Genomic DNA, 26,136 nt, shown 5'->3' with positions numbered 1-26,136 from the left:
GCGTACGGCCCTTCGCCGTTCTAGCGTGGCCGCATGATCGAGCTTGAGGGCCTCACCAAACGATTCGGCACCAAGACCGCCGTGGACCACCTCAGCTTCCAGGTCAGACCGGGGGTGGTGACCGGCTTCCTCGGCCCCAACGGGGCGGGCAAGTCCACGACCATGCGCATGATGCTCGACCTCGACCACCCGACCAGCGGCACGGTCCGGATCGACGGGAAGCACTACCGGGACCTGCCGGAGCCGCTGAAGTACATCGGGGCGCTGCTGGACGCGAAGGGCATGCACGGTGGCCGGAGTGCATACAACAACCTTCTGTGCCTGGCCCAGTCGAACCGCATCCCGGAGCGCCGGGTCGCCGAGGTGTTGGACCTGGTGGGACTGACACCCGTCGCCAAGAAGAAGTCCAAAGGATTTTCGATGGGCATGGGACAACGGCTGGGAATCGCCTCCGCACTGCTCGGTGATCCGCAGATCTTGATGTTCGACGAACCCGTCAATGGTCTGGACCCGGAGGGAATTCTCTGGATCCGCAATGTGATGAAGGGGCTGGCGGCAGAAGGAAGGACAATCTTCGTCTCCTCCCACCTGATGAGCGAAATGGCCTTGACCGCAGACCATTTGATCGTCATCGGGCAGGGAAGACTGCTGGCCGACCTGTCGATGGCCGATTTCATCCAGCAGAACTCGCGCAGCTACGTCCGGCTGCGCTCGCCGCAGCAGGAGCGGCTCAAGGACGTCCTGCACGAGGCCGGGGTCGGCGCCGTCAGCGTTCCGGCCACCGGCGCGCTGGAGATCGACGGCGTGGGACCGGAACGGCTCGGCGAGCTCGCCGCCCAGCACCAGATCGTGCTGCACGAACTCAGCCCGCAACGGGCGTCACTGGAGGAAGCGTTCATGCGGATGACGGCGGACTCCGTCGAGTACCACGCCCACACCCCCGGAGCCCCCGCTTCCGACAACCCGGCCCGGCCGGCCGACGTCCCCGCGTGGGGCGCCGGCTTCGAGGCGACGCGCAAGGACGGCGAGTGACCATGTCCTCCTTCCCCGCCGTCCTCAGGTCCGAGTGGACGAAGATCCGTACCGTGGCCTCCACCAGCTGGACGCTGGTGTCGGCCCTCGTGGTCACGGTCGGCGTCAGCGCCGCGCTCTGCGCCTTCTTCAACGCGTCCTTCGACGACATGCCCCCGGAGCAGCGGGCCACCTTCGACCCGACCGTGGCCAGCTTCGCCGGGATGAGCCTGGGTCAGCTGGCGATGATCGTGTTCGGTGTCCTGGTGGTCGGCACCGAGTACAGCTCGGGCATGATCCGCACCTCCCTGGCCGCCGTGCCGAACCGTGCGAGCTTCCTCTTCGGCAAGCTCCTCGTCGCCACCGGCCTGGCGCTGGCCGTGGGACTCGCGACCAGCTTCCTGTCCTTCTTCCTCGGCCAGGCCATCCTCGGCGACCGCTCCATCGGCATCGGCGAGGACAACGTACTGCGCGCGGTGATCGGCGCCGGCCTCTACATGGCCATGATGGCGCTGTTCTCCATGGGCGTGGCCGCGATGCTGCGCAGCTCGATGCTGGCGCTGGGCATCCTGATGCCGTTCTTCTTCCTGGTCTCGAACATCCTCCAGGCGGTCTCCGCCACCCGGAAGGTGGCGCAGTACTTCCCGGACCAGGCCGGCTCCAGGATCATGCAGGTGGTCCCCGGGGCCATGGACAGCGGCACGCCCCCGTTCGGGCCGTGGGGCGGCTTCGGGATCATGGCGCTGTGGACGCTGGCCGCCGTACTGGGTGGTTTCCTCGTCCTGAAGAAGCGGGACGCCTGAGGTCCCCTCCCCGGGGACCCCCGGGTCGGTCTCAGGGGTGACATCAGGGGTGCCTCAGGGATCCGGCCCGGGACGGAACCGTAGGAAGCTCGTTATCCTCTTAACCCTTACGCGGGCGAAAGTCGTCCCGGCCTGGTAAGGGGCAGCAAGATGATCGAGGCAGTCGGCCTGACCAAGCGCTTCGGCGCCAAGACCGCCGTCGACCAGCTCTCCTTCCAGGTCAAGCCGGGTCACGTGACCGGATTCCTGGGGCCCAACGGTTCCGGGAAGTCCACCACCATGCGCATGATCGTCGGACTCGACCGGCCCACCTCGGGCCGGGTCACGATCAACGGCCTGCCCTTCCGGGAGCTGCCGAACGCGCAGCGGCTCGTCGGGGCCCTGCTCGACGCCAAGGCCGTGCACGGCGGCCGCCGGGCCCGCACCCACCTGCTCTCCGTCGCCCAGCTCTCGGGGATCCCCGAGAAGCGGGTGGACGAGGTGCTGGCCGTGGTCGGCCTCCAGGACGTCGCCCGGCAGCGTACGAAGGGCTTCTCGCTCGGCATGGGCCAGCGGCTCGGCATCGCCACCGCCCTGCTCGGCGACCCGCAGGTGCTCCTGTTCGACGAGCCGGTCAACGGGCTCGACCCCGAGGGCATCCTCTGGGTCCGCAACCTGATGCGCCGGCTGGCCGCCGAGGGCCGCACCGTCCTGGTCTCCTCGCACCTGATGAGCGAGATGGCGCTGACCGCCGACCACCTGATCGTGATCGGCCGGGGCCGGCTGCTGGCCGATATGGGCACCCAGGAGTTCATCACGCACAACTCGGCCGGATTCGCTCGGGTGCGCGCGGCCGACACCGATCCCGATGGCCGGGACACACTGGGTGCCGCGCTCACCAGGGCGGGCGGCCGGGTCCTCCAGGAACCCGACGGAGCACTGCGCGTGACCGGGCTGGAGCTCCCCCGCATCTCGGAGCTGGCGCACGGGGCCGGCGTACGGCTCTGGGAGCTGTCGCCGCACCGGGCCTCGCTGGAGGAGGCGTACATGCGGATGACCCAGTCCTCCGTCGAGTACACCTCCACCGACGACCCGCGGGCCGAGCTCTGGGAGCCCGAGCCGCACACCGTCCCGGCCTGGGAGGACGAGCTCGCGGCGCCGGACGTCCCGCAGGCGGGCTTCTATGCACCCCCGCCGCCCGGAGCGGGCGGCCGGCCCTTCCTGATGCCCAGCGATCCCGGCGAGCTCGCGAGCGCCGCCAAGAACGACCCCGAGGAAGCCCGATGACCCCGATGACCCCGACGGGGACGACGCCGGCGGCGGCGGAGCAGCCGAAGGGCTACACCTCTCCCCTGCCCACGCCGCGGCCGCACCTGGGACACGCCCTGGCGTCGGAGTGGACCAAGATGGTCTCGGTCCGCTCGACCCTCTTCACGCTCGGCTCGCTCCTGCTGACCGTCATCGGCTTCGGGCTGCTCTTCATCTCGCAGAGCACGGACCGCGAGTTCGTCGGGATCTCCTTCACCACGCCCGCGCTCTTCGGCCTGCTGGTCGGTCAGATCGCGGTGATGGTCCTCGGCGTGCTGACCATCACCTCGGAGCACGCGACCGGGCTGGTGCGGACCACCTTCACCGCCGCCCCCGACCGGTACCGGGTGCTCACCGCCAAGTACCTCGTCTTCAGCCTCACGGCCTTCCTCACCACCGCCCTGGCGGTCTTCGTGGTCGGGGTGTCCGCCGCGATCGTGCACGACGGCTCCGGCTCCGGGTCGCACGCGGCGGGCGAGTGGCTGGGCGCGCTGGCGGGCTGCCTGTACGTCACCCTGCTCGGCGTGCTCGCGCTCGCGGTCGGGGCGCTGGTGCGGCATTCGGCCGGGGCGATCGCGGTGATGCTGGGCCTGGTCACGCTGCCGCCGGTGATAGGCGCGATGCTCAGCGTCTGGGAGGCGGCCGCGCCCATCGGACAGGCGGTGCTCCGGCACAACGCGCCGGTGGCGCTGATGGAGCTCTTCGGCATGCCGAACGGGGGCGGGGGCGGCGCGAGCGCCGCGCCGACGGGCACCTCCCACATGGTGCTCATCCTGCTGATCGCGGGCTGCGCCGTGGCCGCCTCGTACGTGACGGTCGGCCGCCGGGACGTGTAGCTAGTACCGGGGGGCGTTACGGGACCGCTGCACCTTCGAGGTGCGGCGGTCCTTCGCGTTCCAGCAGGCCTTGTGCCAGTGGCGGCGGTCGTCCACGCCGCCGTACTCGGGCCAGGCCACCAGGTGCGGGGTGCCGGAGGGGATCTCCTGGTCACAGCCGGGGCAGCGGTAGCGCTTGCCCGCCGCGCTCGCGCCCGCGACGTGCCGGACCTTCCAGTCCTCGCCCTGGTACTCCTCCGTGCGCTCGAGCCCGTAGCGGTCGAGGCCGGTGCCGGGACGTTCTTCCGGAGTCTCGCCGCCCCTGGGGCGGTTGTGGCGCGGTGACACGTATACCTCACGGATGGGCGGACGGCAGTGACTTTCTCCCAGACTACGCGCAGCGAGCCCGGGTACCCGCAGGGTGGTTGGCGAAGGACGGTCCGCGCAGGGGAATGGCCCGACAATCCCAATAACTTTCGTGTCAGCCCGTGCCTTTGGCACGTGTCAGACGTTGTTGCCATAGGAAGAACCGGTCCACCTGGGGGAGGCCGCGTCAGCCGCGAGGAGGGTGAAGGCGATGCGCGTAGGAGCGTTTGTACTGGCGGCCCAGTTCCCGGGCCAGGGGCAGGGAGAGCCGCTGCACCGGGCGGTGCGGACCGCCGAGGTGGCCGAGGAGGCCGGGCTCGACTCCGTGTGGCTCGCCGAGCACCACTTCGTCCCGTACGGGGTCTGTCCCTCGGCGGTGACCATGGCGGCCCTGCTGCTCGGCCGGACCCGGCGGCTGCGGGTGGGCACGGCGGTCAGCGTGCTGCCGAGCGCGCACCCGGTGGCCCTCGGCGAGCAGGCGGCGCTGCTGCACCTGACCTCCGGCGGCAGGTTCACCCTCGGGGTGGGGCGCGGCGGGCCGTGGGTGGACCTGGAGGTCTTCGGCGGCGGACTGGACTCGTACGAGAACGGCTTCCCGGAGGCCCTGGACCTGCTGCGGCGCTGGCTGACCGAGGCGCGGGTGGGGGCCGCCGGCGAGCGGTACGGCTTCCGCGAGGTGGCCGTCGTACCGCGTCCGTCGGAGGCGCTCGACGGGGACGGGACGGGCCCGGAGGTCATCGTGGCCTGCACGTCGCCCGGGTCGGTACGGATGGCGGCGCGGCGGGGACTGCCCATGCTGCTCGGCATGCACTGCGGGGACGAGGACAAGGCCGCGATGGTCGCGCTGTGGCGCAGGGCCGCGCTGGCCGCGGGCCACCCCCCGGAACTCGTGGCCGGCGCCGGCCACGTCTCCGCGGGGGTGTGCCAGCTGGCGGACCGTACGGCGGACGCCCGCGAGACGCTGCTGAAGGCGATGCCGGGCTGGCTCAAGCAGGGCCTGGACGCCCACGTGACCGTGGACGGCCGGGTGCGCGCGATGCGCGACCCCGTCGCCTACACGGAGCTCCTCTGCGACCTGCACCCGGTGGGCACCCCGCGACTGGCGGCGGACCGGCTGGCGGCCACCTCCGAGCGGACGGGCATCACCCGCTTCGCCCTCCTGACGGAGGGCTCCGGCGATCTCGCCGCGACGGAGGAGAACGTACGGCGCCTCGGCGCCGATGTCCTGCCCCGCCTCGGCTGAGACCGACCGGCCGTACTAGCAGTCCCGCAGTTCCGGCGACTGGTTGAGCAGCTGGCCGCGGATCGAAGTGAACTTGGCGAGCCGGTCGTCGACGGAGGGATCCAGCGGGAACACCGCCACCCGGTGACAGTTCTGGAAGGCCAGGCGCACTCCGAAGTGCCGCTGAAGCGCACCGCGTATCGCGTCACTCGCGAGCGCGCGCAGCAGCTGCCCGCGCGCCTGCTCGTCGGGCGGCGGCGTCTGGTTGTCGGCGAACTGTCCGCCGTCGACCTTCAGCTGGGCCACCAGCGAGCTGATCATCTCCCATGCGTAGGGCAGGGAGGTCCGGACGCAGTCGACGAAAGCGGCTTCGTCGACCTCGCCTCGCTCGGCCTGTTCGAGTAGGGCCGGTGAGACGTCGAGCGACATGGGTTCTCCTCTCGCGACCCCGGCGGACTGGGTTGCCGGAGTCTTACGGGCAGGGCCGGAGGCGGCGACGCAGCGTGCACGCTCCGCAACCTCCTGCTCACCACGGTAGGCGCCCCTTGGGTGACGCACCAGGAGAATGCGCATACAACGCGCCATCGGCGAACGGGGCTTTCAGGGGCGAATCGCGTGGAGGCCTTCTCGTCGAGTAGCGTTGCCGACCATGCGTCTCGTCATCGCCCGCTGCTCCGTCGACTACGCGGGCCGCCTCACCGCCCATCTGCCCTCCGCACCCCGTCTGATCCTCGTGAAGGCCGACGGCAGTGTCTCGATCCACGCGGACGACCGGGCGTACAAACCGCTCAACTGGATGTCGCCCCCGTGCACCCTCAAGGAGGGGAGCGGGGACGAGGCCGGTGTGTGGACGGTCGTCAACAAGGCGGGCGAGAAGCTCATCATCACCATGGAGGAAGTCCTCCACGACTCCTCCCACGAGCTCGGCGTCGACCCCGGCCTGATCAAGGACGGCGTGGAGGCACACCTCCAGGAACTCCTCGCGGACCGCATCGAGACGCTGGGCGAGGGTTACACCCTGATCCGGCGCGAGTACATGACGGCGATCGGCCCGGTGGACATCCTGTGCCGGGACGCCTCCGGCGGGACGGTGGCGGTGGAGATCAAGCGGCGCGGGGAGATCGACGGCGTCGAGCAGCTGACCCGGTACCTGGAGCTGCTGAACCGGGACCCGCACCTGGCCCCCGTCCGGGGTGTGTTCGCGGCCCAGGAGATCAAGCCGCAGGCGAAGGTCCTGGCGGCGGACCGGGGGATGGACTGCGTGGTCCTGGACTACGACGCGATGCGCGGCATCGAGGACGACAAACTCCGCCTGTTCTGACGTCGAACGCCGACGGGGCCGGGATGTGCGCGGCACGTCCCGGCCCCGTCGGCGTTCGGGGCGTGGAGTCCGGGGGCTCAGCCCCCGGGGCCGCCTAGCCGGTAGCGGTGGGTGACTGGGGCAAGGCGGTCTCGGTCGGGGCCTGGGTCGGGGTCGGCGGGGTGGTGGGAGTCGGCGTCGGGGTCGGCGTGCCCGGGTCCGGCGGCGTGGGCGTCGGCTTGGCCGACGACGGCCGGGTCGGCGGCGGCGTCACGGACGGCTTGCGCGACGGCGTACCGCGCGTGGGGCCCGTCGGGCCCGCGCTTCCCGTCGCCCCCGGCTGCACCGCGGCGGGATCCGACGTCACGGCCGGATCCGACGGCGCCGGCGCAGGATCGTTCCCGCTCGTCCCCGGCGCCGTCGGCGGAGCCACCCGCGTGGGGGTGGACGACACCGCCGGGCCCCGCGTCGGCGTCGGGCTGTCGGAGGAGCCCATGGCCAGGCTCACCACCGTCCCCAGGGCCACCACCGTCAGCGCGCCCGCACCGGCCAGCAGGATCCGCCGTCGCCGGACCGCTTCCGCGGCGGGTTCGGCGTACGGCCGGGGAGCCGGGGCGGCGGGTTGCGCGGCGGGCTTCGGGGTGATCGGGAAGGCGTCCTCGAACACCTCCGACAGCGTCGAGGGAGCATCCGGCCGACGGATCACCGGCACCACGGGGGACAGGGGGGAAAGGGGAGGCGCGGGGCTCGACGGGGCGGAGCCGGCCGGCGGGGTGGTCTTGGCCGACGGGGTGGCCTTGGCCGACGGGGTGGCCTTCGCCATCGGGGTCGCCCGCGTCACCGCCTCCGAGGCCGCCGGGTTGGCCGGGGCGGCCGGGAGCACCGCCGTCGTCGCCTCCGAGGCGGCCGGCGGAGCAGCCGGCAGGGCAGGCGGGCCGGCGTTGGCGGTGCCCGCCGCGGGAGCCTCCAGCCGCAGGGGCGGCGAGGCCGCCACCCCCGCCGCCTCGCGGTCCACGACCAGCGCCAGCGCCCGCCGCCCCGCCACGGTGCCCCGCTTGTCGGCGAGGGCGCCCTTCAGCCCGATGGAGGTCTCCAGCTCGGCCCGCGCCCGGTCCACCCGCCCCTCGCACAGGGCGAGCACGCCGAGTTCGTGGTGGAAGTACGCCTGCTCGGCGACCTCCCCCGCCTTGCGCGCGGCCTCGGCGCCCGAGCGCAGCACCCGCTCCCACGCCTCCCAGTGCAGCGAGGCCGCGAACGCCGGAGCCGCCGTCCGCGCCAGCAGCACCGCCGCCACCACGTCCGCGCCGGCCAGCGCGGCCAGTACCGCGTCCGTCTCGGCCGCGACCCGCTCGGGGGTCACCGAGGTGTGCCCGGTCCACCAGGCGTAGTGCCGGGCGGCCGTACGGGCCTCCTCCGCCGCGGTGTCCCCGTACCCGGCCTCCTCCAGCTGCCGCGCGACCCCGGCGGCGAGCCGGTAGCGGGTCCCGACCGGCGTCAGCAGCCCGCAGGCCAGCAGCTCCGCCACCGCCGAGTCCGCGTGGGTGTCCCCGACCAGCGCCGGAAGGTGCGCGTGGTGCGGCATCTCCCCGCCCAGCGCGCACGCGATCCGCAGCGCGGCGCGCGCCGACTCACTGACCCGCGAGGCCAGCAGCTCCGCGGGGGCGGCGCCCTGGGCGAGCGTCGGCAGCGGCACCTGGGCGGCGTCGCGCGGGCGTTCCTCGAAGACGCCGGGCTCCTCCTCGTCGTCGTCCTCGTCGGAGTGGTTGAGCTCGTCGCGCTGCCGCAGCAGCGCGGCGGCCTGGACGAAGCGCAGCGGCAGCCCCTCGGAGGCGAAGGCGAGGTCTGCCGCCCAGGCCGTCTCCAGGTCCGTCAGGGGGCGCCCGATGCCCGCTTCGAGGAGTTCCAGGCAGTCGGCCTTGCCGAGTCCGCCGAGGAAGACCTCCTCCAGGTGCGAGTCGTCGGAGGGGGCCCGGGTGTCGGGGGTCGCGGCGAGCAGGTAGGCGCATTCGGGGGTGGCCCGCAGCAGTTCGTCGAGGGCGGGGCCGCCCATCTCCAGGTCGTCGAGGAGGACGACGGCGCCGATGTCCCGTACGCGGGAGAGGAGTTCGATGCGGTCGGGCCGCCGGCCCGGGGCGTCGTACACGGTGGCGTACAGGGCGTGCAGCAGCTCGCCGGGCTGCTGGTGTCCGTACCCGGAGAGCCGTATGACGCCGTCGGGGGCGATGCCGGCGCAGCGGGCGGCGACCGCGTCGAGCAGCGCGGTACGACCCGATCCGGCGGGCCCGGTCAGCCGTACGGACCGCCCCCGGGCCAGCAGCCGTACGAGCCGCTCCTGCTCCTCCGCGCGCGCGTGCAGGGGCGGGGCGGAGGCGGGGCCTCCAGGCAGGACGGGCGGGCGCGCGGCGGCGTCCCGGGCGCTGCGGGCGGCCGCGTCGCGCTTGGCGGGGCGTCCGGCGGCGGTGCCGGGCGGGACGGGTGCTATCTCGCTGCCGTCGACCGGGTTGACGGTGAGGGTGAAGTCGCCCGCGGTCAGGCTGACGACCCGGGCGGGCGGCGCGGCGGCGGGGTTCACGGCCGCGGGGTTCACGGCCGCGGCGTTCCCGGCCACTGGGCTCCCGACCGGGGCGGTGGCGGCCGGGGCGTTCAGAGCCGGGGCGTTGAGAACCGGGGCGTTCAGGGCCGCAGGGTCCACCGATCCGGACTGCTCCTCCGGGTGGGTCCGCCCCTGTGTTCGGTCCATGACCAAGTCCCCCGATCGCGGGCCGTGCGCCTCGCCGTCGTACCGCCCGGCCTTCGCACGCCGCTATCGCTACTGGTCCGGTTTTCCGCCCGAACCCTAGACCGTGGCCGGACCCGCCGGAACCGCAGGGGTGCCATCACCACCGGACCGTTACGTTTCCGCAGGAAAACGGAACACCTCGTTCACACCCGGGGCAGGGACTCCGCCTCCAGGCCGCCCTCGATCGCGAGGATCCGGTGCAGCCGGGTGGCCACGAGCAGCCGCTGCATCTGCGCGGGCACCCCGCGCAGGACGAGCCGCCGTCCCGTCCGGCCGGCCCTCCGGTGCGCGCCCATGATCACGCCGAGGCCGGTGGCGTCCCAGGAGTCGAGCCCGGTGAGGTCGAGCACGAGGTCGCCGCGGCCGTCGTCGAGTGCGGTGTGGAGGGCCGTACGGGCGTCCGCCGCGCTGCGCACGTCGAGGCGGCCCCCGAGAGCGAGTTCGGCGTGGTCGCCCCTGATGTGCATGTGTACTCCCGGCAGTACTGCGTACGTATGGTCCGACTGGTCCGTGGTCGGCAACTCTCACTGCAACTGACTGCCGCACGGGCAGGGAAGTTGCCGACCGTGAGCGAACCGATACCTAATTCACCCCGTGGGGTGAGGGCATCCGAACAGTGGTGCCCAGTGGTCCGGCCCGGTTCGGCCTCAGTGCTTGTAGAAACCCTGGCCGCTCTTGCGACCGATGTCGCCCGCGTCGACCATGCGGCGCATGAGCTCCGGCGGTGCGAACTTCTCGTCCTGGGACTCGGTGTAGATGTTGCTGGTGGCGTGCAGCAGGATGTCGACGCCCGTGAGGTCCGCCGTGGCCAGCGGGCCCATCGCGTGCCCGAAGCCCAGCTTGCACGCGATGTCGATGTCCTCGGCGGACGCCACGCCCGATTCGTACAGCTTCGCGGCCTCGACGACGAGCGCGGAGATCAGACGGGTCGTCACGAAACCGGCGACGTCGCGGTTGACGACGATGCAGGTCTTGCCGACGGACTCGGCGAAGGCGCGGGTGGCGGCCAGGGTCTCGTCGCTCGTCTTGTAGCCGCGTACGAGCTCGCAGAGCTGCATCATCGGGACGGGCGAGAAGAAGTGCGCGCCGACGACCCGCTCCGGGCGCTCGGTCGCGGCCGCGATCTTGGTGATCGGGATGGCGGAGGTGTTGGAGGCGAGGATCGTGTCCTCACGGACGATCTTGTCGAGGGTGCGGAAGATCTCGTGCTTGATCTCGATCTTCTCGAAGACGGCCTCGACCACGATGTCCACGTCGGCGGCGGCGTCGAGGTCGGTGGTCGTCGTGATGCGGGCGAGCGCGGCCTCGGCGTCCTCGGCCGTCATCTTCCCCTTGGAGACGAACTTGTCGTACGAGGCCTTGATGCCGTCCGTGCCACGGGTCAGCGCGGCGTCGGTGACGTCCCTGAGTACGACCTCCCAGCCCGCCTGAGCGGAGACCTGAGCGATTCCGGACCCCATGAGTCCGGCACCGATGACGGCGAGCTTCCCAGCCACTTCACACCCCACGTTCTTCACACTTCACACGGCGCAGTCTCGATCGGGCCGGTCGTGCGGCCTCTCGGCGGAGACTAGCGTCCGGGCGGTGCGGTGTGACCGCGAAGTAACACGCGTCACGTCTCAGATGACGGACATCACACCGGTCCGGCCCACCCGTCCCCGAGGGCCGCGCAGTTGGGCGCGGACTACGCTGGCGGCATGGTGAACCTCACGCGCATCTACACCCGCACCGGCGACAAGGGCACGACCGCCCTCGGCGACATGAGCCGCACGGCCAAGACCGATCTGAGGATCTCCGCGTACGCCGACGCCAACGAGGCCAACGCGGCCATCGGGACGGCGATCGCGCTCGGGCAGTTGGCGCCGGAGGTCGTGAAGGTCCTGGTTCGGGTGCAGAACGACCTGTTCGACGTGGGCGCGGACCTGTGCACCCCGGTGGTCGAGGACCCGCAGTACCCGCCGCTGCGCGTGGAGCAGTTCTACGTGGACAGGCTGGAGGCGGACTGCGACGCCTTCAACGAGCAGCTGGAGAAGCTGCGCAGCTTCATCCTCCCGGGCGGCACCCCGGGTGCGGCCCTCCTCCACCAGGCCTGCACGGTGGTCCGGCGCGCCGAGCGCTCGACGTGGGCGGCGCTGGAGGTGCACGGCGAGGTGATGAACCCGCTGACGGCGACCTACCTGAACCGCCTCTCCGACCTCCTCTTCATCCTGGCCCGCACGGCCAACAAGGAGGTCGGGGACGTCCTGTGGGTGCCGGGCGGCGAGCGCTAGGCGGTTTCTAGCGCTTCGCGACCGCGGGCCGGTCCCCGGTGTCGGCGGCGCCCTCCGGGGCCTTCTTGGGCCAGAGCGTGTAGGTGGCGGCGATCAGGGCGTGGATGCCGACCGCGCGCAGGGCGCCGTACTGCCACGCCTTGAGCGAGCTGACGTCGCCCGCGTCGCCGACGTACCAGATGGCCGTCTGGAGCAGGACGAGGGCGACGGCTGCGGCGACCACGGTACGGACCCACAACTTCCACTCGTGGACGGCCCGCGCCTTCCCCCAACCCGCGCCGGCCGGCTTGGCACCGCCGGCGAGGCGGTGCGCGGCGTGGCCGTCGAGCCACTTGATCGTGTAGTGGCCGTAGGCAACCGTGTAGCCGATGTACAGGGCGGCGAGGCCGTGCTTCCAGTCCGGCGCGGCTCCGTTCTCGAGGTCCAGGGTGGTGACGACCAGCAGGACCAGCTCCATCAGCGGCTCGCACAGCAGGACCGCCGCGCCCAGCCGGGGCATCTTCGCGAGGTAGCGCAGGGCCAGGCCGAGGGCCAGCAGGACCCAGAAGCCGACCTCACAGGCGATGATCAGTGCGACGATCACGGGACTCTCCGTTCCGCTGGAAGGTGACGTAGTCCCAGGCTCCCGCCCGTCCGGGCCGGATACGTCGTCGCCAGTGACGACCTGCGACTGCATCCTTCGATGTACCGGCAACTCGGCCTCTCCGCCGAGGCCGGCGCCGCGCCCACCCTGTTGGATGAGACCGTGACCACGAAGCTCCCCCGCCCGCACCGCCACGACGTCCTCCTCGCCGTGGTCAGCTTCCTCGTGGGCCTGGTGATGTGGTCGCTGGGCGTCCACAACAGCCCCCAGCGGCACCTCGTGCCCGAGTGGGCGGCCCTGGTCCCCCTCGCGGTCCTCAGCGCGATGGAGCTGCTGCGCCGCTCCCGGCCGGCGGTCGGCCTGGTCGTCGGCACCGTCGGCGTGGTGGCCAACGAGTTCACCGTCGGCAGCCTCGCGACCGTCCTGATCTTCACGGACCTGATGTACGCCGCCGTCGTCTACGGGAAACCGGCCGCGGCGCGCCGGCTCCCGGTCAGCACCGGCCTGATCACCGTGGCCGTCACGATCGGCTTCCTCGCCTGGCTGCGCACCCCGCAGGCCTTGACGATCGGCGTGGTCACCGGCCTCGTCAGCTTCGCCCCGGCCCTGACCGGAGCCACCCTGCGCAACCACCGCGAGGCCGCCGTGGCCGCCCGGCTGCGCGCCGAGCAGACCGCGCTGCTGGCCGAGATGGACCGCAGCCAGGCCGTCGCCGCCGAACGCGCGCGGATGGCCCGGGAGCTGCACGACATGGTGGCCAACCACCTCTCCGCCATCGCCATCCACTCCACGGCCGCGCTCTCCATCGACACGGCCGCCACCAGCCGCGAGGCGCTGGGGGTGATCCGCGAGAACAGCGTGCAGGGCCTGGCCGAGATGCGCCGGCTGATCGGGCTGCTGCGGGACGCCGGGGCGGAGCAGGAGGCGGTGGCCATGCCCTCGCTCGACGGCCTGGAGGCGCTGCTCGGCCAAGCCCGTACCAACGGCTCGGCGAGCGGGCTGGAGTTCGTCCTGCACGACGAGCGGCCGCCCGGCGAGCCGGCTGCGGCCCCGGTGGAGTTGGCCGCGTACCGGATCGTCCAGGAGTCGCTGACCAATGCCCTCAAGCACGCCGTGCCGGGCACGGTCACGGTGCGGGTGGCGCGGGCGGACGGGCGGCTGTCCGTGGCCGTGGACTCGCCGTACGGGGACCGGCCGGGCCCCCGCGCCCCCGGCTCCGGGGCCGGGCTGATCGGCATGCGCGAGCGGGCGGAGCTGCTCGGCGGGGAATTCACGGCGGGACGGTCCGGCCGGGTGTGGCGGGTGCGGGCGAGCCTGCCCGCCGGGGAGAAGGTGGTGAGGGCATGACCATCAGGGTCGTGGTGGCGGAGGACCAGAGCGCGGTACGGGCCGGGCTGGTGCTCATCCTGCGCAGCGCGGGCGACATCGAGGTGGCGGGCGAGGCGGCCGACGGGGAGGAGGCGGTGCGCCTGGCCCGGGAGCTGCGGCCGGATCTCGTCCTCATGGACGTGCAGATGCCGCGGCTCGACGGGGTGTCGGCGACCCGCCAGGTGGTGGCGGAAGGCCTGGCCGACGTCCTCGTCCTGACCACCTTCGACCTGGACGAGTACGTCTTCGGGGCCCTTCGCGCAGGGGCCGCGGGCTTCCTCCTGAAGAACGCGGAGGCCGCGGAGCTGATCGAGGCGGTACGGACGGTGGCGCGCGGCGAGGGCCTGATCGCCCCGGCGGTGACCAGGCGGCTGATCGCCGAGTTCGCGGCTCCGGCCCGGCCGTCGGTCGGCCCGGAGACCGCCGCGGCCGTGGAGTCGCTCACGCGAAGGGAGCGGGAGGTACTCGCCGCCCTCGGTGAGGGCCTGTCGAACGCGGAGATCGCCGTACGCCTGCAGATGGCCGAGGCGACCGTGAAGACGCACGTCAGCCGCCTCCTGGGCAAACTGAACCTCCGCAGCCGCGTCCAAGCCGCCGTCCTGGCCCAGGAGTTGACCCTGTAGACCGCCCAGGTTCCGGTGGGGCCGGGTGTGCGCCGGGGCGCCCCCGCAGGACGCCGAACACCGTCCCGCAGAACGGCCCACCCGGCCCACGCCCAGGTTCCGGTGGGGCCGGGTGTGTGCCGGGGCGCCCCCGCAGGGCGCCGAACACTGTCCCGCGGAACTGCCCACCCCCTGGCCACGTTCGGCGCCCGAGGAGGTGCCCCGGCGCGCACCCGGCCCCACCGGAACCACCCCGGCCACCCGGCCACCGGGTCGGCCCGGCCCGGAGGACCGGGGCCCCTCCCCAGTGGCCCCGGCCCAGCTTGTTGGCCCGTCCTCAGAAGGTGAGGATCAGGCGCCCCCGCACACCACCGTCCTCCAGCCGCGCATGCGCACGGGCGGCTTCCGCCGCCGGCAACAGACCGGCCGTGCGCAGCGTCACCGCTCCCCCGGCGGCCAGGGCGGCGAGTTCGGTCAGGGCGGCCTTCTTGTCCGGGTGGGCGATGACGAAGGCCTGGTGCACCGTGATCCCCCGGGTGGCGGGCAGCTCGTACGGACGGCACGTCACGAGCACCCCGCCATCGCGGACCGCCCCCAAGGCGGGTTCACCGAGCACGGCCGCGTCGATGAGCGCGTCCACGCCGGCCGGGGCCGCCGCCCGGTAGGCCGCCACGGTCTCCTCCGCGGTGGCGCCCCGGGGCACCACGACGTCCGCGCCGAGCCGGACGAGCAGCTCCCGGTCGGCCTCGCGGCCGTCGGCGAGCACCCGCAACCCCTGGTGCCGGGCCAGCTCGACGGCGTAGCCGCCAAGGGCTCCGGCGGCGCCGGTGACCGCGACCGTGGCGCCCGGCGGGAGAGCCGCCATGCCCAGCGCCTGGTGGGCGGTCAGGCCGTTCATGGGGAGCCCGGCGGATTCCGCGAGCGGCAGTCCGTCCGGGATGCGCACGACCTGGTCGGCCGGGACGGAGATGTACTCGGCCTGGGCGCCCCCGCGCCCGGTGAACGGGTTGACGAAAGCCATCACGTGGTCGCCCGGCGCCAGGTCGCTCACCCCCGGGCCGGCTTCGACGACCTCGCCCGAGGCGTCCATGCCGGGAGTGAACGGCGGCTCGAAGCCGGTCATGTAGGCGTCGAGTTCACCGGCGCGGAGCATGAGGTCCGTCGGGTTGACGGCGGCCGCGGCGACTCGGATCAGGACGTGGTCCGGCTCGGTGGAGGGCCGGGGACGCTCGACGAGGGCGAGGACGTCGGGGGCTCCGTAGGCGGGAATGCCGATGGCTTGCATGGTGGTGGTCTTCCGGTGTCGGGGTGGAGGGGAGAAGGCGCTCGGGCAGGGGTGCGGGCGCTGGTCAGGCGGCGGTCAGGGCCGTGAGCGCGGCGAGCCGCTCGTCCAGGGGGCCGGTGACCGTGTGGACGGTGACTCCGGCCTGCTCCAGGGTGTCCAGCAGCAGCCGGTCGGACAGCCGGCGGAAGGTCTCGCTGATGGGCGGGACCGCGTCGCCGAGCGGGAACTCGACGGGCAGGTGCACGAAGGTGTCGTAGCCGGCCAGCGCGCGGAGCAGGATCTCCCGGCCCAGGTGCGCGAGTACCTCCTGGTACGGGCCTTCGGCCGCGCCGACGGCCTCGTACGGGACCTCCGGGCCCGGGTGCAGGCCGACCGCGAGCCGGACGGTGGCGTAGACCCACTCGTGCAGCAGGGAGCCGTCGGAGAGGAACGAGCCGGGCTTGGCGGCCTCGGCCAGCACCCGCTCGGTGAGGCGGCGGACGACGAGCTGGACGAGTTCGGGTTCGGTGGCTTCCTCGAGGGGCTTCGGCACGCTGCCCGCGGGGTCCCGCATCGGCGTGCCGTGGGCTGACGGCAGCCCGGTGGCGGTGCCGGCCGCGCGGATCAGGGTCGTCTTGCCCGCGCCGTAGGCGCCGACGACGGCGATTCTCAGGGGACGCGTCACGGGACGAGCCTTTCGGGAGTACGGACGCCGCCGGCCGGGACGGGCAGCGGCAGCGGGTGCGGATCGGGGGCGCCCGGCAGGTAGCCCCAGCCGGAGCGGGCGCCGAGCTGACGCAGGGTCGGGTCGCAGCCGACCCGCACGGCCCGGCCGGTGGTTTCCAGCAGCGGGACGTCGGAGATGTGGTCGCCGTACGCGGTGGAGGCCGCCAGGTCGACGCGGTGGGCGGCGGCGAACAGGCGTACCGCGTCGGCCTTGGCCCGGCCGATCATCGGCTGGTGGGGGCTGCGGACCAGTCGGCCGGTGTAGGTGTCCGTCACGGGGTCGGTCTCCGGCTCGGAGCACAGGATGTGGTGGGCTCCGAGGTGGTCGGCCAGCGGTTCGAGCAGCGCCGGGAACGAGCCGGAGACCAGGACGATCAGGTCCCCCGCGGCCCGGTGCTCCCGCAGGGCGGCCAGGACCGGCTCGTTGAAGTGGCCGCCGGCCGTCAGCTCGGCGCGGAACCAGTCCCGCGCGAGCCGGTCGATCTCGAGCCGGTCGGCTCCGGTGTAGAGGCCGAAGTAGGCGCGGTTGGTCTCTTCCCTGCGGATGCCCGCGGCCGTCATGGCCTTGAACCGCTGCCGTTCGCGCACGTAGTGGTGGGGCGGGCGGCCGGTGGCGGCGTACCAGTACGAGAGGAACCGGAAGAGGCCCACCGAGGTGGTGAGGGTGTGGTCGACGTCGAAGAACGCGGCGCGGGTCATGTGGACCTCCCGGGGGTGGTGGGTGGTGCGGCTGCGGGGCCACGGCGGGGGACGTCACGGTCCCGCGGCCGCACCGGTCGGAGGGGTTGCCGGGGTGGCGCTCAGGCGCGTACGCCCCGGGCGGCCAGCACCCGGGCGGCTTCCGCGACGGATCCGGCCTGGTGGAGCTCGTCGTCCGTGATCTCGGTGCCGAAGCGGCGGGAGAGGTCCACGGCGACCTCGACCAGGACGAGGGAGTCGTAGCCGAGCCGCTCGAAGTTGGTGTCGGGGGTGGTACCGGCGGGCGCCTCGTACTTGGTGACCAGCACGTCGAGGATGACCTCGGTGAGGGCGGTGACCGGGTGGGCGGCGGTGAGGGTGGCGGTGGGGGTCATGAGAGGTCTCCTTGGTGGGACTCGGATGGGTGTCAGAGGGGCCTGGGCGGTCAGCAGGCGGTGATGTCCGGCCAGGTGAGGGCTGCGGAGCCCCAGGTGAGGCCGCCTCCGAAGGCGGTGAGCAGCACCCGGTCGCCGGCGGCGACGGTGCCCGCGGTCGAGGCCTCGGCGAGGGCGAGCGGGATGGAGGCGGCGGAGGTGTTGCCGACCCGGTCGATGTTGATCACCGCGCGGTCGGCCTCGATGCCGATCTGGTCGGCGACGGCCCGCAGGATGCGCACGTTGGCCTGGTGGCCGACCAGGTGGTCGACGCTTTCGACGGGCCAGCCGACGCGGTCCAGCAGTGCGGCGGAGGACTCGCTCATCCGGCGGACGGCGCTGGCGAACACCTTCTTGCCCTGCATGGTGAAGTAGCGGCCGTCGTCGTCATCGGGTTCCTGATGGGTGGCCCGCTGGCGGGAGCCGCCGTCGGGGATGCAGATCAGGTCCTTGTCCGCACCGTCGGAACCGAGGTCGAATCCGGCGAACGCACCGGGCTCGTCCGCTTCTCCTCGTCTCAGTACGGCGGCCCCCGCGCCGTCGCCGAAGATGACGGAGGTGGAACGGTCCCTCGGGTTCAGGATGGTGGAGTAGGTCTCGGCGCCGATGACCAGAGCGGTCTGGACCCGCCCGGCCAGCAGGGCGTTGGACGCCACTTCGAGGGCGTAGACGAAGCCGGAGCACACCGCGGAGATGTCGTAGGCGGCGGCCCGGGTGAGCCCGAGCCGGGCGGCCACGTCGGGCGCGGTGGCGGGGCACGGGTGGTCGGGCGTGGTGGTGGCCAGCACGACCAGACCGATGTCGGCTCCGATGTCCAGGCCGGCCGACTTCAGTGCGCGGTGGCCCGCCTCGGTGGCGAGGTCTCCGGTGGACTGGCCGGTGTCGGCCCATCGCCGCTGCCGGATCCCGGTCCGGGTGCGGATCCACTCGTCGGACGTGTCGAAGCGGTCGGCGAGCTCTTCGTTGGACACCCGACGAGGCGGAAGGTAGCTGCCAAGTCCTCCGAGAACGGCCGCAGGCATGGGGATCCTCCAGTAGGTGTGGGTGGGAGCGGACGGGGCCGGGCGGCCGAGCGGCCGGGCATCCGGCCCCGTCCGCCGCTCGTGTGTGCTCCGGGGGTGTCCGGCCGGGCGGCCGGGCACCCCCTGCGGGCCGCCGGCTCAGGCCGCGATGCGGTCCACTTCGTTGGTGGTGTCGAGCTGGGCGTATTCCTCCTGGGCCCGCTCGATGGCCTCGTCGATGCTGATGACGGGGCGGATGCCGTAGATGTCGATGATCTTCTGGAGGCGCTCCGGGATGGTCCCGCCGACGCTGTGGTACGGGATGTGCAGCTCGTCGAGGGTCTTGAGCATCAGCTCGTCGGCGAGCGAGCGGAACCGCTCGTTGACGGGCCGGTGGCCGTCCGCGACCAGCGGGAACTCGATGGGCAGGTGCACGAAGGAGTCGTACGCCGCCTTGGCGTGCTGCTTGGCCGGTACGGCCATCTGCTCCAGCACCTTGCCGTAGAACCGCACCTCTTCGCTGACCTCGACCGTCTCCAGGTTCACGGACTCGTTCGGGTTGATGCCGACCAGGACGCGGACGGTGCCGTAGGCCCACTCGTGCAGCGAGGAGCCGTCGGAGACGAAACCGTGCGGCAGGTGCGACTCGTTGACCGCGCGCTCCTGGTTGCGGCGCATGATCAGCATGATCAGCTCGGCGGGGGTGCACTCCTCCAGCGTCTTGCCGGGGATGGAGATGGGCAGCAGCTCCCGCATGGTCTTCGCGGAGGACCGCGGCAGGCCCGTCAGGTGGGCGACGGCCATCGTGGTGAGGGTCTTGCCGACGGAGTAGGTGCCGGCGATGGCGAGCTTCATGAGTGTTCCTCGTATGTGTAGGGGTGCGCGGTGATGCGGTGAACGGATGAGCGAAGAAAGGGGGTGCCGCGGGCCGGGTCGGGCCGGTCAGGCGGGCAGGCGGTGCGCCACCGAGCAGATGACGCTGACACCCGCGAGTTCCGCGGCGATGTCGGCCCGGCGCCAGGTGTCGCCGTGGCGGGTGGTGAGCCGGGTGGCGTCCCGCAGTTCCGCGGTGACCGGGTGGCGTCCGCCGTCCGGCGCGGTCAGCGGGCGCTGCGGGGAGGAGGCCTCCAGCAGGGTGGAGCGCATCCAGAGGGTGTCGGAGTCGGCCCGGCTGACCCCGTCCAGCTCGTAGAGCAGGACCTGGCCGAGCTGGAGGGCGACGACGAAGGCGTCGATCAGACCGGCGGACGGCTGGTAACCGCCCTCGGTCCCGGAGCCCGGCGCCGCGGCCGGCTCCCACGCGGTCAGCCGTACCAGCGCCGTGGCGCGGTCCCGGCCGGGAGCGACGTACACGTCCTCGACGCTCTGCCGGCGCTGCCGGTAGGCGTCGCCGAAGGGGCGGTCGGGCCCGGTGGTGGCGTGCGGGCGTCCGGGGGTGCGGCGTACGTCCGGGTGATCGAGCTCCACCCGGATCGTCAGCGCGCCGACGGTGGCGTCCACGACGGAGACGGTGCGTCCCGCGTCGGGTGAGGGCTCCTCGGTGCCGAGCCTGGCCGCCACGGGGACGGCCGCGAGGTCGTCCTCGACCGGGGTGGCGCCGGCCTTGATGCGGACGCGGCGCAGCCAGGAGCCGCGGAAGTCCTCTTCGGTGAGGCCCCGGTGCCGGGAGAGCAGCGCTTCGGTGAGCTGCACTCCCAGCAGCAGGACGTCGATCGTGGAGAGGTGGGGCTTCTGGTCGACGGTGCCCTTGCGGGACCAGTCGGCCGGATAGGTGACGGCTGCGGTGCCGGTCACGGTGGGGGTGGCGGCGGTGTCCCCGATGGCGGCCTCCTGACCGGAGGTGATGCCGGACAGGCGGTGCCCGGCGCGCTTGTAGCCTTCGCCGAAGAACCGGCGCTCGGGAGCACCGAGGTAGTCCGAAACGTTCTCGAGGTGCAGGGGGTCACGGGTCGCACGGCTCTCGACTGCGGCCAGGATCGCCATCGGGGTCCTTCCTTCCTGTGTGCGGTGTGGTGTGCGTCTGTCGCGGGGGCTGCTCGGGTTACTTGGCGTCGACGAGCACGCGCTCCCCGGCCGGCGCCGTGGCCGCCTCGGCCGGCTGCCGGGAGCTCTGGGCCGCCGCGGGCTTGTCGGCGCGCAGGAAGAGGGCGACGAGCAGGGCTCCGCCGAGGACGATCAGGCCGTCGACGAACATTCCGAAGGTGGTGCCCGTCAGGACGCCGGCCACCGACGCGACTCCGTCGGTGAGTTCGCCGTACTGCGAGGCGGCGATGGCGGACATGACCGGGATGCCGAGGGTGAAGCCGATCTGCTGGGTCATGGTGGCCAGACCGGTGGCCAGGCCCTGCTCGCTGTCGTCGATGCCGGAGGTGGCGGTGACGGAGTAGGCGACGATGGCGATGACGTGGCCGAAGCCGCCGATGAAGGTGGTGACCAGGATGGCGACGATGCCGGCGGTCTTGTTGTCACCGAGCCAGAAGAGGACACCGGTCATGACGGCCTGGATGACCAGGCCCAGGACCAGGCCGCCCTTGGCGCCGGTACGGGCCAGGATCTTGGACGCGAAGGTGCCGCCGAGGAAGGCGCCGAGACCGAGGAAGCCGAACATCAAGCCGGTCTGGAAGGCGGTGAGTTCGAGGACCTGCTGCATGTAGAGGGTGAGCAGGAAGGAGAGGGCGGACTCCATGGAGAAGGTCAGCAGGCCGCCCAGGTTGCCCCACTTGACGGAGTTGGACTTGAGGATGGCCACCGGGGCCAGCGGCGCGGCGGACTTCAGCTCGATGAGGTAGAAGGCGACCAGCAGGACGGCGGCGAGCAGCAGGGTGCCCCAGGTCTGCGGCGCGGCCCAGCCGTTGCGCTCGATGCCGGTGATTCCGAAGACGAAGGCGAGCAGGCCGGCGGTCACCGTGATCGCGCCGGGAACGTCGAGCTTGGGACGCGAGTCGGAAACCGACTCGGAGATCACCGCGATACCGGCGAAGAACAGCACGATGCCGACCGGGACGTTGATGAAGAAGTCCCAGCGCCAGGACAGCAGATCGGTGAGTACACCGCCGAGAATCGCTCCGGAGGCGAATCCGAGGGACAGCAGGGCGCCGTTGAGGCCGAGCGCCTTCGTGCGCAGCGGGCCTTCCTCGAAACTCGTGGTGATGAGCGCCATTCCGGACGGCGTGACGATCGCGGTGGCCAGACCCTGGGCGATTCGGGCGGCCAGCATGATCTCGGGGCTGGTGGCGAGTCCGCCGATCAGGGAGGAGACGGTCAGGAGTGCCATTCCGGCGAGGAAGAGCTTCTTCCGGCCGACGATGTCACCGATGCGGCCGAAGAGAAGCATGAAGCCGGCGGCTGTGAGTGCGAAAGCGGATACGACCCACTGGAGGCTGTCGATTCCGAATCCGAGGTCGTCGCCGATCTTCGGAAGGGCGACGGTCAGAATCGAGAAGTCGACCGCGAACATGAACTGGGCTCCGAGCAGAACGAGGAGGATCGTCTTCTGCTTGCCCGTCATACGGAGGGTTTCCGGGGAGGAGGTCTTGGACATGTGAAGAGCTTCGTGCGTTGCAAGAAGATCAACCAGTGCGCGAGCAACATAGTGCCAGGGCCAACAGGATGTCCCGGGCGAAGTGGGGCGACAGCGCCCGGAACCGCCGACGGCGGGCCTCCGGAAAGGCAGTTGGTGCCGTTCCGGAGGCCCGCCGTCGGGCGGGAGGGGCGCCTGGCGCCGCGGGGTCAGGGCAGCGGGTCCCAGAGGTGACCGCCCCCGTCCGCGCGGACGCGGCCGAAGACGACATCGGCGAAGTGGCCGGCGTAGACCACGGTGCCGGGGGTGGCGGCGTCCCGGAGGAACGCGGTGCGGGTGCGTACGGCGGTGTCCGCGTCGGAGTCGAAGAACACCGGCCACTCGGGGTGGGCGACCTGGAGCGGGGAGTGCATCACGTCTCCGGCGACGACCAGCCGGTCGCCGCCGTCGCCCGTGAGGACGTATGCGGCGTGCCCCCCGGTGTGCCCGGGGCTCTCCCGCAGGGTGACTCCGGGGAAGACCTCCTGCCCGTCGCCGGCCGGCCGGACCCGGTCGTGCAGCGCCGCGGGGATCTGCCCGTACCCGCCGCCCCGCCATTCGGCGGTGGACAGGACGAAGGAGGCCGCGGAGAACAGCGGCCCCCGCTCGCTGCCGAGGAAGGCCCAGCCGACGTGGTCGTCGTGGAGGTGGGTGAAGGCGACGGTGTCGATCTCCCCGGGCGCCACGCCCGCCTCGGCGAGCGAGTCGAGGAGCCCGCCGCCCCCCAGGGCGCCGAGTGCGGGATGCGTACGGTCGGCCGCGAGCCGGCGCGGCCCGTAGCCCGTGTCGATGAGCAGGGCCCGGTCCCGGTACCGGACGAGCAGCCCGCCGATGGCCGCGACCAGGCAGCCCTCGGCGTCGAGGTGGTCGGCGAACCCGGCCGCGTCCGCCGCGGTCAGGCCGGGGAACCAGCCGGTCGGGTTGAGCTGGACGAGACCGTCCGGAAGGTGGGTCAGGCGGTACTCGCCGAAGGTGTGGGTGCGCAGCGGGGAGGGCCGGGTGAGTCGCTGCGCGATGGGCGCCGGATGCATGGGGCGTGCTCCTACCTCTACGCGGCCGACCGGCGGCGCGCGCTCGATCGGGGTTCGGCGGCGAGCTTCTCGATCGACTCCTGGCCGCTCGTACCGGGGACGGGGAAGAAGACGGTCAGCCGCACCCCCATGCGCACGGTGAAGTCCAGCGTGGTGCGCTTGAGGGAGACCGGCCCGGTGAGGGGGTGCTGGAGGATGTCGACCCCGCAGGAGTCCTCCTGGACGTCCAGGGCCACCCAGTGGTCGGCGAATTCCGGGCTCTCGGCGCACAGCCGGTCGATTTCTGCGGCGAGCAGCGGATCCGCGGAGTAATTGGCCGCGTGGGAGCGGAATCTGGCGACCATGGCGGGCGCCTCCTGTTCCCAGGAGGGATAGGCGTTCCTGGTTTCCGGGCGGGTGAAGAAGTCCCGGAGGATATTGCCGGTACCGCCGTCCATCGCGAGGAGTTCACGGGCCGACCGGTTCGCGACCGTGATGTCCCAGACCCGGTCCGTGATGTACGCCGGATTGGGCAGCCAGTTGTCGACATAGGGCTGCAGGGCCGATGCGTCCGGTTTGCTCGGGGCCGCACTCTGGTCGGGCCGGAGACCTGCCAGCCGCCAGATGTACTGGCGTTGTGTGTAATCCAGATTGAGAACTCGGGAAATCGCGCCCAGCACCTCGGCGGAGACGTTCTCCGCGCGGCCCTGTTCGATCCACGTGTACCAGGAGACACCGACTCCGGCGAGCAGGGCGACCTCCTCCCGGCGCAGTCCCGGCGTCCTTCTGAAACCGACCACCGGGAGACCCACTTCGGCCGGTGTGATCTCGCCGCGGCGTGCGATGAGGAACTTGCCCAGTTCTTTCAGTTGCTGCGATTGGGTCATGATCGACGGAATTCCCCCAGGATTGAGATCGATGCGATCACGCTAACGACCCCGAGATCTCCTCCACCCGCCGCGCGGGTCACTCTGTCAGGTCTGAACCTCTTGACGGTTGGTCCAGACCTTTCTAACCTCACCGCAACACTGTGGTGAGCGTGCCATGACAAGCGTGCTCACGGGCGGCGCAGGTCCCACCCCCATGTGGCAGTCGGCCCCACGACTGCCGCGGACCTACGGAGGAGCACCCTTGAGCACAGCATCCCCACCCCGTACCGGGCGCACCCGGCGCGCCCGGTTCTTCACCCGGGTCGCGGCGATCGTGGCCTCCCTCGCCGTGCCCGTCACCGGGCTCGTCGCACTGGCCGGCCCCGCGCAGGCCGCGACCTCCGCGACCGCGACGTACACCAAGGTCTCCGACTGGGGCACCGGCTTCGAGGGCAAGTGGACGGTGAAGAACACCGGCACCACCACCCTCACCAGCTGGACCGTGGAGTGGGACTACCCGGCCGGCACCACCGTCACCTCGGCCTGGGACGCCACCGTCACCAGCTCCGGCACCCACTGGACCGGCAAGAACGTCGGCTGGAACGGCACCCTCTCCCCCGGCGCCACCATCAGCTTCGGCTTCAACGGCGCCGGCCCCGGCTCCCCCACCGGGTGCAAGGTCAACGGCGGCCCCTGCGACGGCACCTCCCAGCCCGGCGACAACCCGCCCTCCGCCCCCGGCACCCCCACGGCCAGTGGCGTCACGGACACCGGACTGACCCTGGGCTGGTCGGCGGCCACCGACGACAAGGGCGTCAAGAACTACGACGTGTACCGCGGCGGCGCCAAGATCGCGACGGTCACCGGCACCACCTACACGGACTCCGGCCTGACCAAGGGCACGACGTACGCCTACACCGTCACCGCGCGCGACACCATCGACCAGACCGGCCCCTCCTCCGGCACCCTGTCGGTGACCACCACGGGCGGCGGCACCATTCCCCCGGACCCGGGCGGCAAGGTCAAGCTGGGCTACTTCACCGAGTGGGGCGTCTACGGCCGCAACTACCACGTGAAGAACCTGGTCACCTCCGGCTCCGCCGCGAAGATCACCCACATCAACTACGCCTTCGGCAACGTCCAGAACGGCCAGTGCACGATCGGTGACGCCTACGCCGACTACGACAAGGCCTACACCGCCGACCAGAGCGTCGACGGCGTCGCCGACACCTGGGACCAGCCGCTGCGCGGCAACTTCAACCAGCTGCGCAAGCTGAAGGCCAAGTACCCGAACATCAAGATCCTGTGGTCCTTCGGCGGCTGGACCTGGTCCGGGGGCTTCGGCCAGGCCGCGGCCAACCCGGCCGCCTTCGCCCAGTCCTGCTACAACCTGGTCGAGGATCCGCGCTGGGCCGACGTCTTCGACGGCATCGACATCGACTGGGAGTACCCGAACGCCTGCGGTCTGTCCTGCGACACCAGCGGCGCGGCCGCCTTCAAGAACCTGATGTCGGCGCTGCGCACCAAGTTCGGCGGCTCCAACCTGGTCACCGCCGCGATCTCCGCCGACGGCTCCAACGGCGGCAAGCTCGACCTCGCCGACTACGCGGGCGCCGCGCAGTACGCCGACTTCTACAACGTCATGACCTACGACTTCTTCGGCGCCTGGGACGCCAAGGGCCCCACCGCCCCGCACTCCCCGCTCACCTCGTACACCGGCATCCCGATCGCCGGCTTCAACTCCGAGGCCGCCATCACCAAGCTCAAGGGCAAGGGCATCCCCGGCTCCAAGCTCAACCTCGGCATCGGCTTCTACGGCCGCGGCTGGACCGGAGTCACCCAGGCCGCCCCCGGCGGCACCGCCACGGGACCGGCGCAGGGCACCTACGAGCAGGGCATCGAGGACTACAAGGTCCTCAAGGGCAGCTGCCCGGCCACCGGCACCGTCGCCGGCACCGCCTACGCCAAGTGCGGCAGCAACTGGTGGAGCTACGACACCCCCGCCACCATCGCCGGGAAGATGACCTGGGCCAGGCAGCAGGGCCTCAAGGGAGCCTTCTTCTGGGAGTTCAGCGGCGACACCACGAACGGTGAGCTCGCGAACGCGATCCACACCGGGCTCCAGTAAAGACCGAAGCCGGGGAGACGGGTCCGCCCCCGTCTCCCCGGCTTCCTCATGTCAGGGACCG

At 72.0% G+C, this 26,136-nt stretch carries 26 protein-coding genes; 10 read left to right on the top strand and 16 right to left on the bottom strand.

The window, feature by feature from the left end:
* Nucleotides 1-33: 33 nt before the first annotated feature.
* The 4 genes from ACIP5M_RS18585 (at nucleotide 34) to ACIP5M_RS18570 (ending at nucleotide 3,937) form a co-directional block, all read left to right on the top strand.
* On the top strand, nucleotides 34-1,032 hold the full coding sequence (locus ACIP5M_RS18585) for an ABC transporter ATP-binding protein (RefSeq protein WP_401198261.1): 999 nt from the start codon (nucleotides 34-36) through the stop codon (nucleotides 1,030-1,032).
* Nucleotides 1,033-1,034: 2 nt separating this feature from the next.
* Entirely contained in the window at nucleotides 1,035-1,814 is a 780-nt protein-coding gene (locus ACIP5M_RS18580) for an ABC transporter permease subunit (RefSeq protein ID WP_401198539.1), read from the top strand.
* Nucleotides 1,815-1,964: 150 nt separating this feature from the next.
* A complete protein-coding gene (locus ACIP5M_RS18575) occupies nucleotides 1,965-3,080 on the top strand; it encodes an ABC transporter ATP-binding protein (RefSeq protein ID WP_401198259.1) in 1,116 nt (371 codons plus the stop codon).
* The gene (locus ACIP5M_RS18570) at nucleotides 3,077-3,937 is read left to right on the top strand and encodes an ABC transporter permease (protein ID WP_401198257.1); all 861 of its coding nucleotides are present in this window, start codon (nucleotides 3,077-3,079) and stop codon (nucleotides 3,935-3,937) included. The genes ACIP5M_RS18575 and ACIP5M_RS18570 overlap by 4 nt, the downstream gene beginning before the upstream one ends.
* Here ACIP5M_RS18570 and ACIP5M_RS18565 read toward each other — a convergent pair whose 3' ends face one another.
* Nucleotides 3,938-4,264, bottom strand: coding sequence for an ATP/GTP-binding protein (locus ACIP5M_RS18565; protein ID WP_401198255.1), 327 nt, complete (start codon nucleotides 4,262-4,264; stop codon nucleotides 3,938-3,940). It abuts the gene before it with no gap.
* Between the two features lie 229 nt (nucleotides 4,265-4,493).
* Here ACIP5M_RS18565 and ACIP5M_RS18560 point away from each other — a divergent pair, with 229 nt between their 5' ends.
* On the top strand, nucleotides 4,494-5,525 hold the full coding sequence (locus tag ACIP5M_RS18560) for an LLM class flavin-dependent oxidoreductase (protein ID WP_401198253.1): 1,032 nt from the start codon (nucleotides 4,494-4,496) through the stop codon (nucleotides 5,523-5,525).
* Nucleotides 5,526-5,540: 15 nt separating this feature from the next.
* Here ACIP5M_RS18560 and ACIP5M_RS18555 read toward each other — a convergent pair whose 3' ends face one another.
* A complete protein-coding gene (locus tag ACIP5M_RS18555; protein WP_030660337.1) occupies nucleotides 5,541-5,933 on the bottom strand; it encodes an SCO5389 family protein in 393 nt (130 codons plus the stop codon).
* 220 nt (nucleotides 5,934-6,153) lie between these two features.
* Here ACIP5M_RS18555 and nucS point away from each other — a divergent pair, with 220 nt between their 5' ends.
* Nucleotides 6,154-6,825: an endonuclease NucS gene (gene nucS / locus ACIP5M_RS18550; protein WP_401198251.1), complete on the top strand. Its 672-nt coding sequence runs from the start codon at nucleotides 6,154-6,156 to the stop codon at nucleotides 6,823-6,825.
* A 94-nt stretch (nucleotides 6,826-6,919) separates the two neighbouring features.
* Here nucS and ACIP5M_RS18545 read toward each other — a convergent pair whose 3' ends face one another.
* The 3 genes from ACIP5M_RS18545 to ACIP5M_RS18535 all read right to left on the bottom strand — a co-directional run bounded on the left by ACIP5M_RS18545 (nucleotide 6,920) and on the right by ACIP5M_RS18535 (nucleotide 11,079).
* Nucleotides 6,920-9,544, bottom strand: a complete 2,625-nt coding sequence (locus ACIP5M_RS18545; RefSeq protein WP_401198249.1) for an ATP-binding protein — start codon at nucleotides 9,542-9,544, stop codon at nucleotides 6,920-6,922.
* Nucleotides 9,545-9,726: 182 nt separating this feature from the next.
* The gene (locus ACIP5M_RS18540) at nucleotides 9,727-10,050 is read right to left on the bottom strand and encodes an STAS domain-containing protein (RefSeq protein WP_401198247.1); all 324 of its coding nucleotides are present in this window, start codon (nucleotides 10,048-10,050) and stop codon (nucleotides 9,727-9,729) included.
* 180 nt (nucleotides 10,051-10,230) lie between these two features.
* Nucleotides 10,231-11,079 (bottom strand): 3-hydroxyacyl-CoA dehydrogenase family protein, encoded by an 849-nt coding sequence (locus ACIP5M_RS18535; RefSeq protein WP_401198245.1) that lies wholly within the window; start codon nucleotides 11,077-11,079, stop codon nucleotides 10,231-10,233.
* A gap of 201 nt (nucleotides 11,080-11,280) precedes the next feature.
* Between ACIP5M_RS18535 and ACIP5M_RS18530 the strand changes: the two genes are divergently transcribed.
* Nucleotides 11,281-11,853: a cob(I)yrinic acid a,c-diamide adenosyltransferase gene (locus tag ACIP5M_RS18530; RefSeq protein ID WP_401198243.1), complete on the top strand. Its 573-nt coding sequence runs from the start codon at nucleotides 11,281-11,283 to the stop codon at nucleotides 11,851-11,853.
* Between the two features lie 7 nt (nucleotides 11,854-11,860).
* Here the strand turns inward: ACIP5M_RS18530 and ACIP5M_RS18525 are convergent, their stop codons facing one another.
* A complete protein-coding gene (locus ACIP5M_RS18525; RefSeq protein ID WP_401198241.1) occupies nucleotides 11,861-12,436 on the bottom strand; it encodes a hypothetical protein in 576 nt (191 codons plus the stop codon).
* 99 nt (nucleotides 12,437-12,535) lie between these two features.
* Between ACIP5M_RS18525 and ACIP5M_RS18520 the strand changes: the two genes are divergently transcribed.
* Both ACIP5M_RS18520 and ACIP5M_RS18515 read left to right on the top strand, forming a co-directional pair.
* Nucleotides 12,536-13,783 carry a sensor histidine kinase gene (locus ACIP5M_RS18520; RefSeq protein ID WP_401198239.1) on the top strand — a complete coding sequence of 416 codons (1,248 nt, stop codon included), beginning with the start codon at nucleotides 12,536-12,538 and terminating at the stop codon, nucleotides 13,781-13,783.
* Nucleotides 13,780-14,427: a response regulator gene (locus tag ACIP5M_RS18515; RefSeq protein WP_401198237.1), complete on the top strand. Its 648-nt coding sequence runs from the start codon at nucleotides 13,780-13,782 to the stop codon at nucleotides 14,425-14,427. Before ACIP5M_RS18520 ends, ACIP5M_RS18515 begins: the two co-directional genes overlap by 4 nt.
* Nucleotides 14,428-14,743: 316 nt before the next feature.
* Here ACIP5M_RS18515 and ACIP5M_RS18510 read toward each other — a convergent pair whose 3' ends face one another.
* From ACIP5M_RS18510 to ACIP5M_RS18465, 10 genes are all read right to left on the bottom strand, one after another.
* Entirely contained in the window at nucleotides 14,744-15,691 is a 948-nt protein-coding gene (locus ACIP5M_RS18510; protein WP_401198235.1) for an NADP-dependent oxidoreductase, read from the bottom strand.
* A 64-nt stretch (nucleotides 15,692-15,755) separates the two neighbouring features.
* On the bottom strand, nucleotides 15,756-16,355 hold the full coding sequence (locus tag ACIP5M_RS18505; protein ID WP_401198233.1) for an AAA family ATPase: 600 nt from the start codon (nucleotides 16,353-16,355) through the stop codon (nucleotides 15,756-15,758).
* On the bottom strand, nucleotides 16,352-17,095 hold the full coding sequence (locus tag ACIP5M_RS18500) for an HAD family hydrolase (RefSeq protein ID WP_401198231.1): 744 nt from the start codon (nucleotides 17,093-17,095) through the stop codon (nucleotides 16,352-16,354). The genes ACIP5M_RS18505 and ACIP5M_RS18500 overlap by 4 nt, the downstream gene beginning before the upstream one ends.
* A gap of 101 nt (nucleotides 17,096-17,196) precedes the next feature.
* Nucleotides 17,197-17,469, bottom strand: a complete 273-nt coding sequence (locus ACIP5M_RS18495; RefSeq protein ID WP_401198229.1) for an acyl carrier protein — start codon at nucleotides 17,467-17,469, stop codon at nucleotides 17,197-17,199.
* A 50-nt stretch (nucleotides 17,470-17,519) separates the two neighbouring features.
* Nucleotides 17,520-18,530, bottom strand: coding sequence for a beta-ketoacyl-ACP synthase III (locus ACIP5M_RS18490; RefSeq protein ID WP_401198227.1), 1,011 nt, complete (start codon nucleotides 18,528-18,530; stop codon nucleotides 17,520-17,522).
* A 138-nt stretch (nucleotides 18,531-18,668) separates the two neighbouring features.
* Nucleotides 18,669-19,364 carry an AAA family ATPase gene (locus ACIP5M_RS18485; RefSeq protein ID WP_401198225.1) on the bottom strand — a complete coding sequence of 232 codons (696 nt, stop codon included), beginning with the start codon at nucleotides 19,362-19,364 and terminating at the stop codon, nucleotides 18,669-18,671.
* A gap of 87 nt (nucleotides 19,365-19,451) precedes the next feature.
* Nucleotides 19,452-20,492 (bottom strand): AvrD family protein, encoded by a 1,041-nt coding sequence (locus ACIP5M_RS18480; RefSeq protein ID WP_401198223.1) that lies wholly within the window; start codon nucleotides 20,490-20,492, stop codon nucleotides 19,452-19,454.
* Nucleotides 20,493-20,550: 58 nt separating this feature from the next.
* On the bottom strand, nucleotides 20,551-22,050 hold the full coding sequence (locus ACIP5M_RS18475) for an MFS transporter (RefSeq protein ID WP_401198221.1): 1,500 nt from the start codon (nucleotides 22,048-22,050) through the stop codon (nucleotides 20,551-20,553).
* A 188-nt stretch (nucleotides 22,051-22,238) separates the two neighbouring features.
* Nucleotides 22,239-23,099: an MBL fold metallo-hydrolase gene (locus tag ACIP5M_RS18470; protein ID WP_401198219.1), complete on the bottom strand. Its 861-nt coding sequence runs from the start codon at nucleotides 23,097-23,099 to the stop codon at nucleotides 22,239-22,241.
* Nucleotides 23,100-23,116: 17 nt separating this feature from the next.
* Nucleotides 23,117-23,965 (bottom strand): helix-turn-helix domain-containing protein, encoded by an 849-nt coding sequence (locus ACIP5M_RS18465; RefSeq protein ID WP_401198216.1) that lies wholly within the window; start codon nucleotides 23,963-23,965, stop codon nucleotides 23,117-23,119.
* Nucleotides 23,966-24,161: 196 nt separating this feature from the next.
* On the opposite strand from ACIP5M_RS18465, the gene ACIP5M_RS18460 reads away from it, so the two are divergent.
* Complete coding sequence (locus ACIP5M_RS18460) at nucleotides 24,162-26,075, top strand: glycosyl hydrolase family 18 protein (protein WP_401198537.1); 1,914 nt, start codon at nucleotides 24,162-24,164, stop codon at nucleotides 26,073-26,075.
* The last annotated feature ends 61 nt before the right edge of the window (nucleotides 26,076-26,136 follow it).

Origin of the sequence: Streptomyces sp. NPDC088762 (assembly GCF_044750905.1) — a bacterium.
In the GTDB taxonomy this organism is placed as follows: Bacteria; Actinomycetota; Actinomycetes; order Streptomycetales; family Streptomycetaceae; genus Streptomyces.
Note: the sequence above shows the minus strand (reverse complement) of the source record. Positions and strands in the feature narration are given on the sequence as shown.

Coding starts and splice junctions, on each gene's coding strand:
- ACIP5M_RS18585 (WP_401198261.1), top strand. CDS start 34: ATGATCGAGCTTGAGGGCCTCACCAAACGATTCGGCACCAAGACCGCC.
- ACIP5M_RS18580 (WP_401198539.1), top strand. CDS start 1,035: ATGTCCTCCTTCCCCGCCGTCCTCAGGTCCGAGTGGACGAAGATCCGT.
- ACIP5M_RS18575 (WP_401198259.1), top strand. CDS start 1,965: ATGATCGAGGCAGTCGGCCTGACCAAGCGCTTCGGCGCCAAGACCGCC.
- ACIP5M_RS18570 (WP_401198257.1), top strand. CDS start 3,077: ATGACCCCGATGACCCCGACGGGGACGACGCCGGCGGCGGCGGAGCAG.
- ACIP5M_RS18560 (WP_401198253.1), top strand. CDS start 4,494: ATGCGCGTAGGAGCGTTTGTACTGGCGGCCCAGTTCCCGGGCCAGGGG.
- ACIP5M_RS18555 (WP_030660337.1), bottom strand. CDS start 5,933: ATGTCGCTCGACGTCTCACCGGCCCTACTCGAACAGGCCGAGCGAGGC.
- nucS (WP_401198251.1), top strand. CDS start 6,154: ATGCGTCTCGTCATCGCCCGCTGCTCCGTCGACTACGCGGGCCGCCTC.
- ACIP5M_RS18545 (WP_401198249.1), bottom strand. CDS start 9,544: ATGGACCGAACACAGGGGCGGACCCACCCGGAGGAGCAGTCCGGATCG.
- ACIP5M_RS18540 (WP_401198247.1), bottom strand. CDS start 10,050: ATGCACATCAGGGGCGACCACGCCGAACTCGCTCTCGGGGGCCGCCTC.
- ACIP5M_RS18530 (WP_401198243.1), top strand. CDS start 11,281: ATGGTGAACCTCACGCGCATCTACACCCGCACCGGCGACAAGGGCACG.
- ACIP5M_RS18520 (WP_401198239.1), top strand. CDS start 12,536: ATGTACCGGCAACTCGGCCTCTCCGCCGAGGCCGGCGCCGCGCCCACC.
- ACIP5M_RS18515 (WP_401198237.1), top strand. CDS start 13,780: ATGACCATCAGGGTCGTGGTGGCGGAGGACCAGAGCGCGGTACGGGCC.
- ACIP5M_RS18510 (WP_401198235.1), bottom strand. CDS start 15,691: ATGCAAGCCATCGGCATTCCCGCCTACGGAGCCCCCGACGTCCTCGCC.
- ACIP5M_RS18500 (WP_401198231.1), bottom strand. CDS start 17,095: ATGACCCGCGCCGCGTTCTTCGACGTCGACCACACCCTCACCACCTCG.
- ACIP5M_RS18495 (WP_401198229.1), bottom strand. CDS start 17,469: ATGACCCCCACCGCCACCCTCACCGCCGCCCACCCGGTCACCGCCCTC.
- ACIP5M_RS18490 (WP_401198227.1), bottom strand. CDS start 18,530: ATGCCTGCGGCCGTTCTCGGAGGACTTGGCAGCTACCTTCCGCCTCGT.
- ACIP5M_RS18485 (WP_401198225.1), bottom strand. CDS start 19,364: ATGAAGCTCGCCATCGCCGGCACCTACTCCGTCGGCAAGACCCTCACC.
- ACIP5M_RS18480 (WP_401198223.1), bottom strand. CDS start 20,492: ATGGCGATCCTGGCCGCAGTCGAGAGCCGTGCGACCCGTGACCCCCTG.
- ACIP5M_RS18475 (WP_401198221.1), bottom strand. CDS start 22,050: ATGTCCAAGACCTCCTCCCCGGAAACCCTCCGTATGACGGGCAAGCAG.
- ACIP5M_RS18470 (WP_401198219.1), bottom strand. CDS start 23,099: ATGCATCCGGCGCCCATCGCGCAGCGACTCACCCGGCCCTCCCCGCTG.
- ACIP5M_RS18465 (WP_401198216.1), bottom strand. CDS start 23,965: ATGACCCAATCGCAGCAACTGAAAGAACTGGGCAAGTTCCTCATCGCA.
- ACIP5M_RS18460 (WP_401198537.1), top strand. CDS start 24,162: ATGTGGCAGTCGGCCCCACGACTGCCGCGGACCTACGGAGGAGCACCC.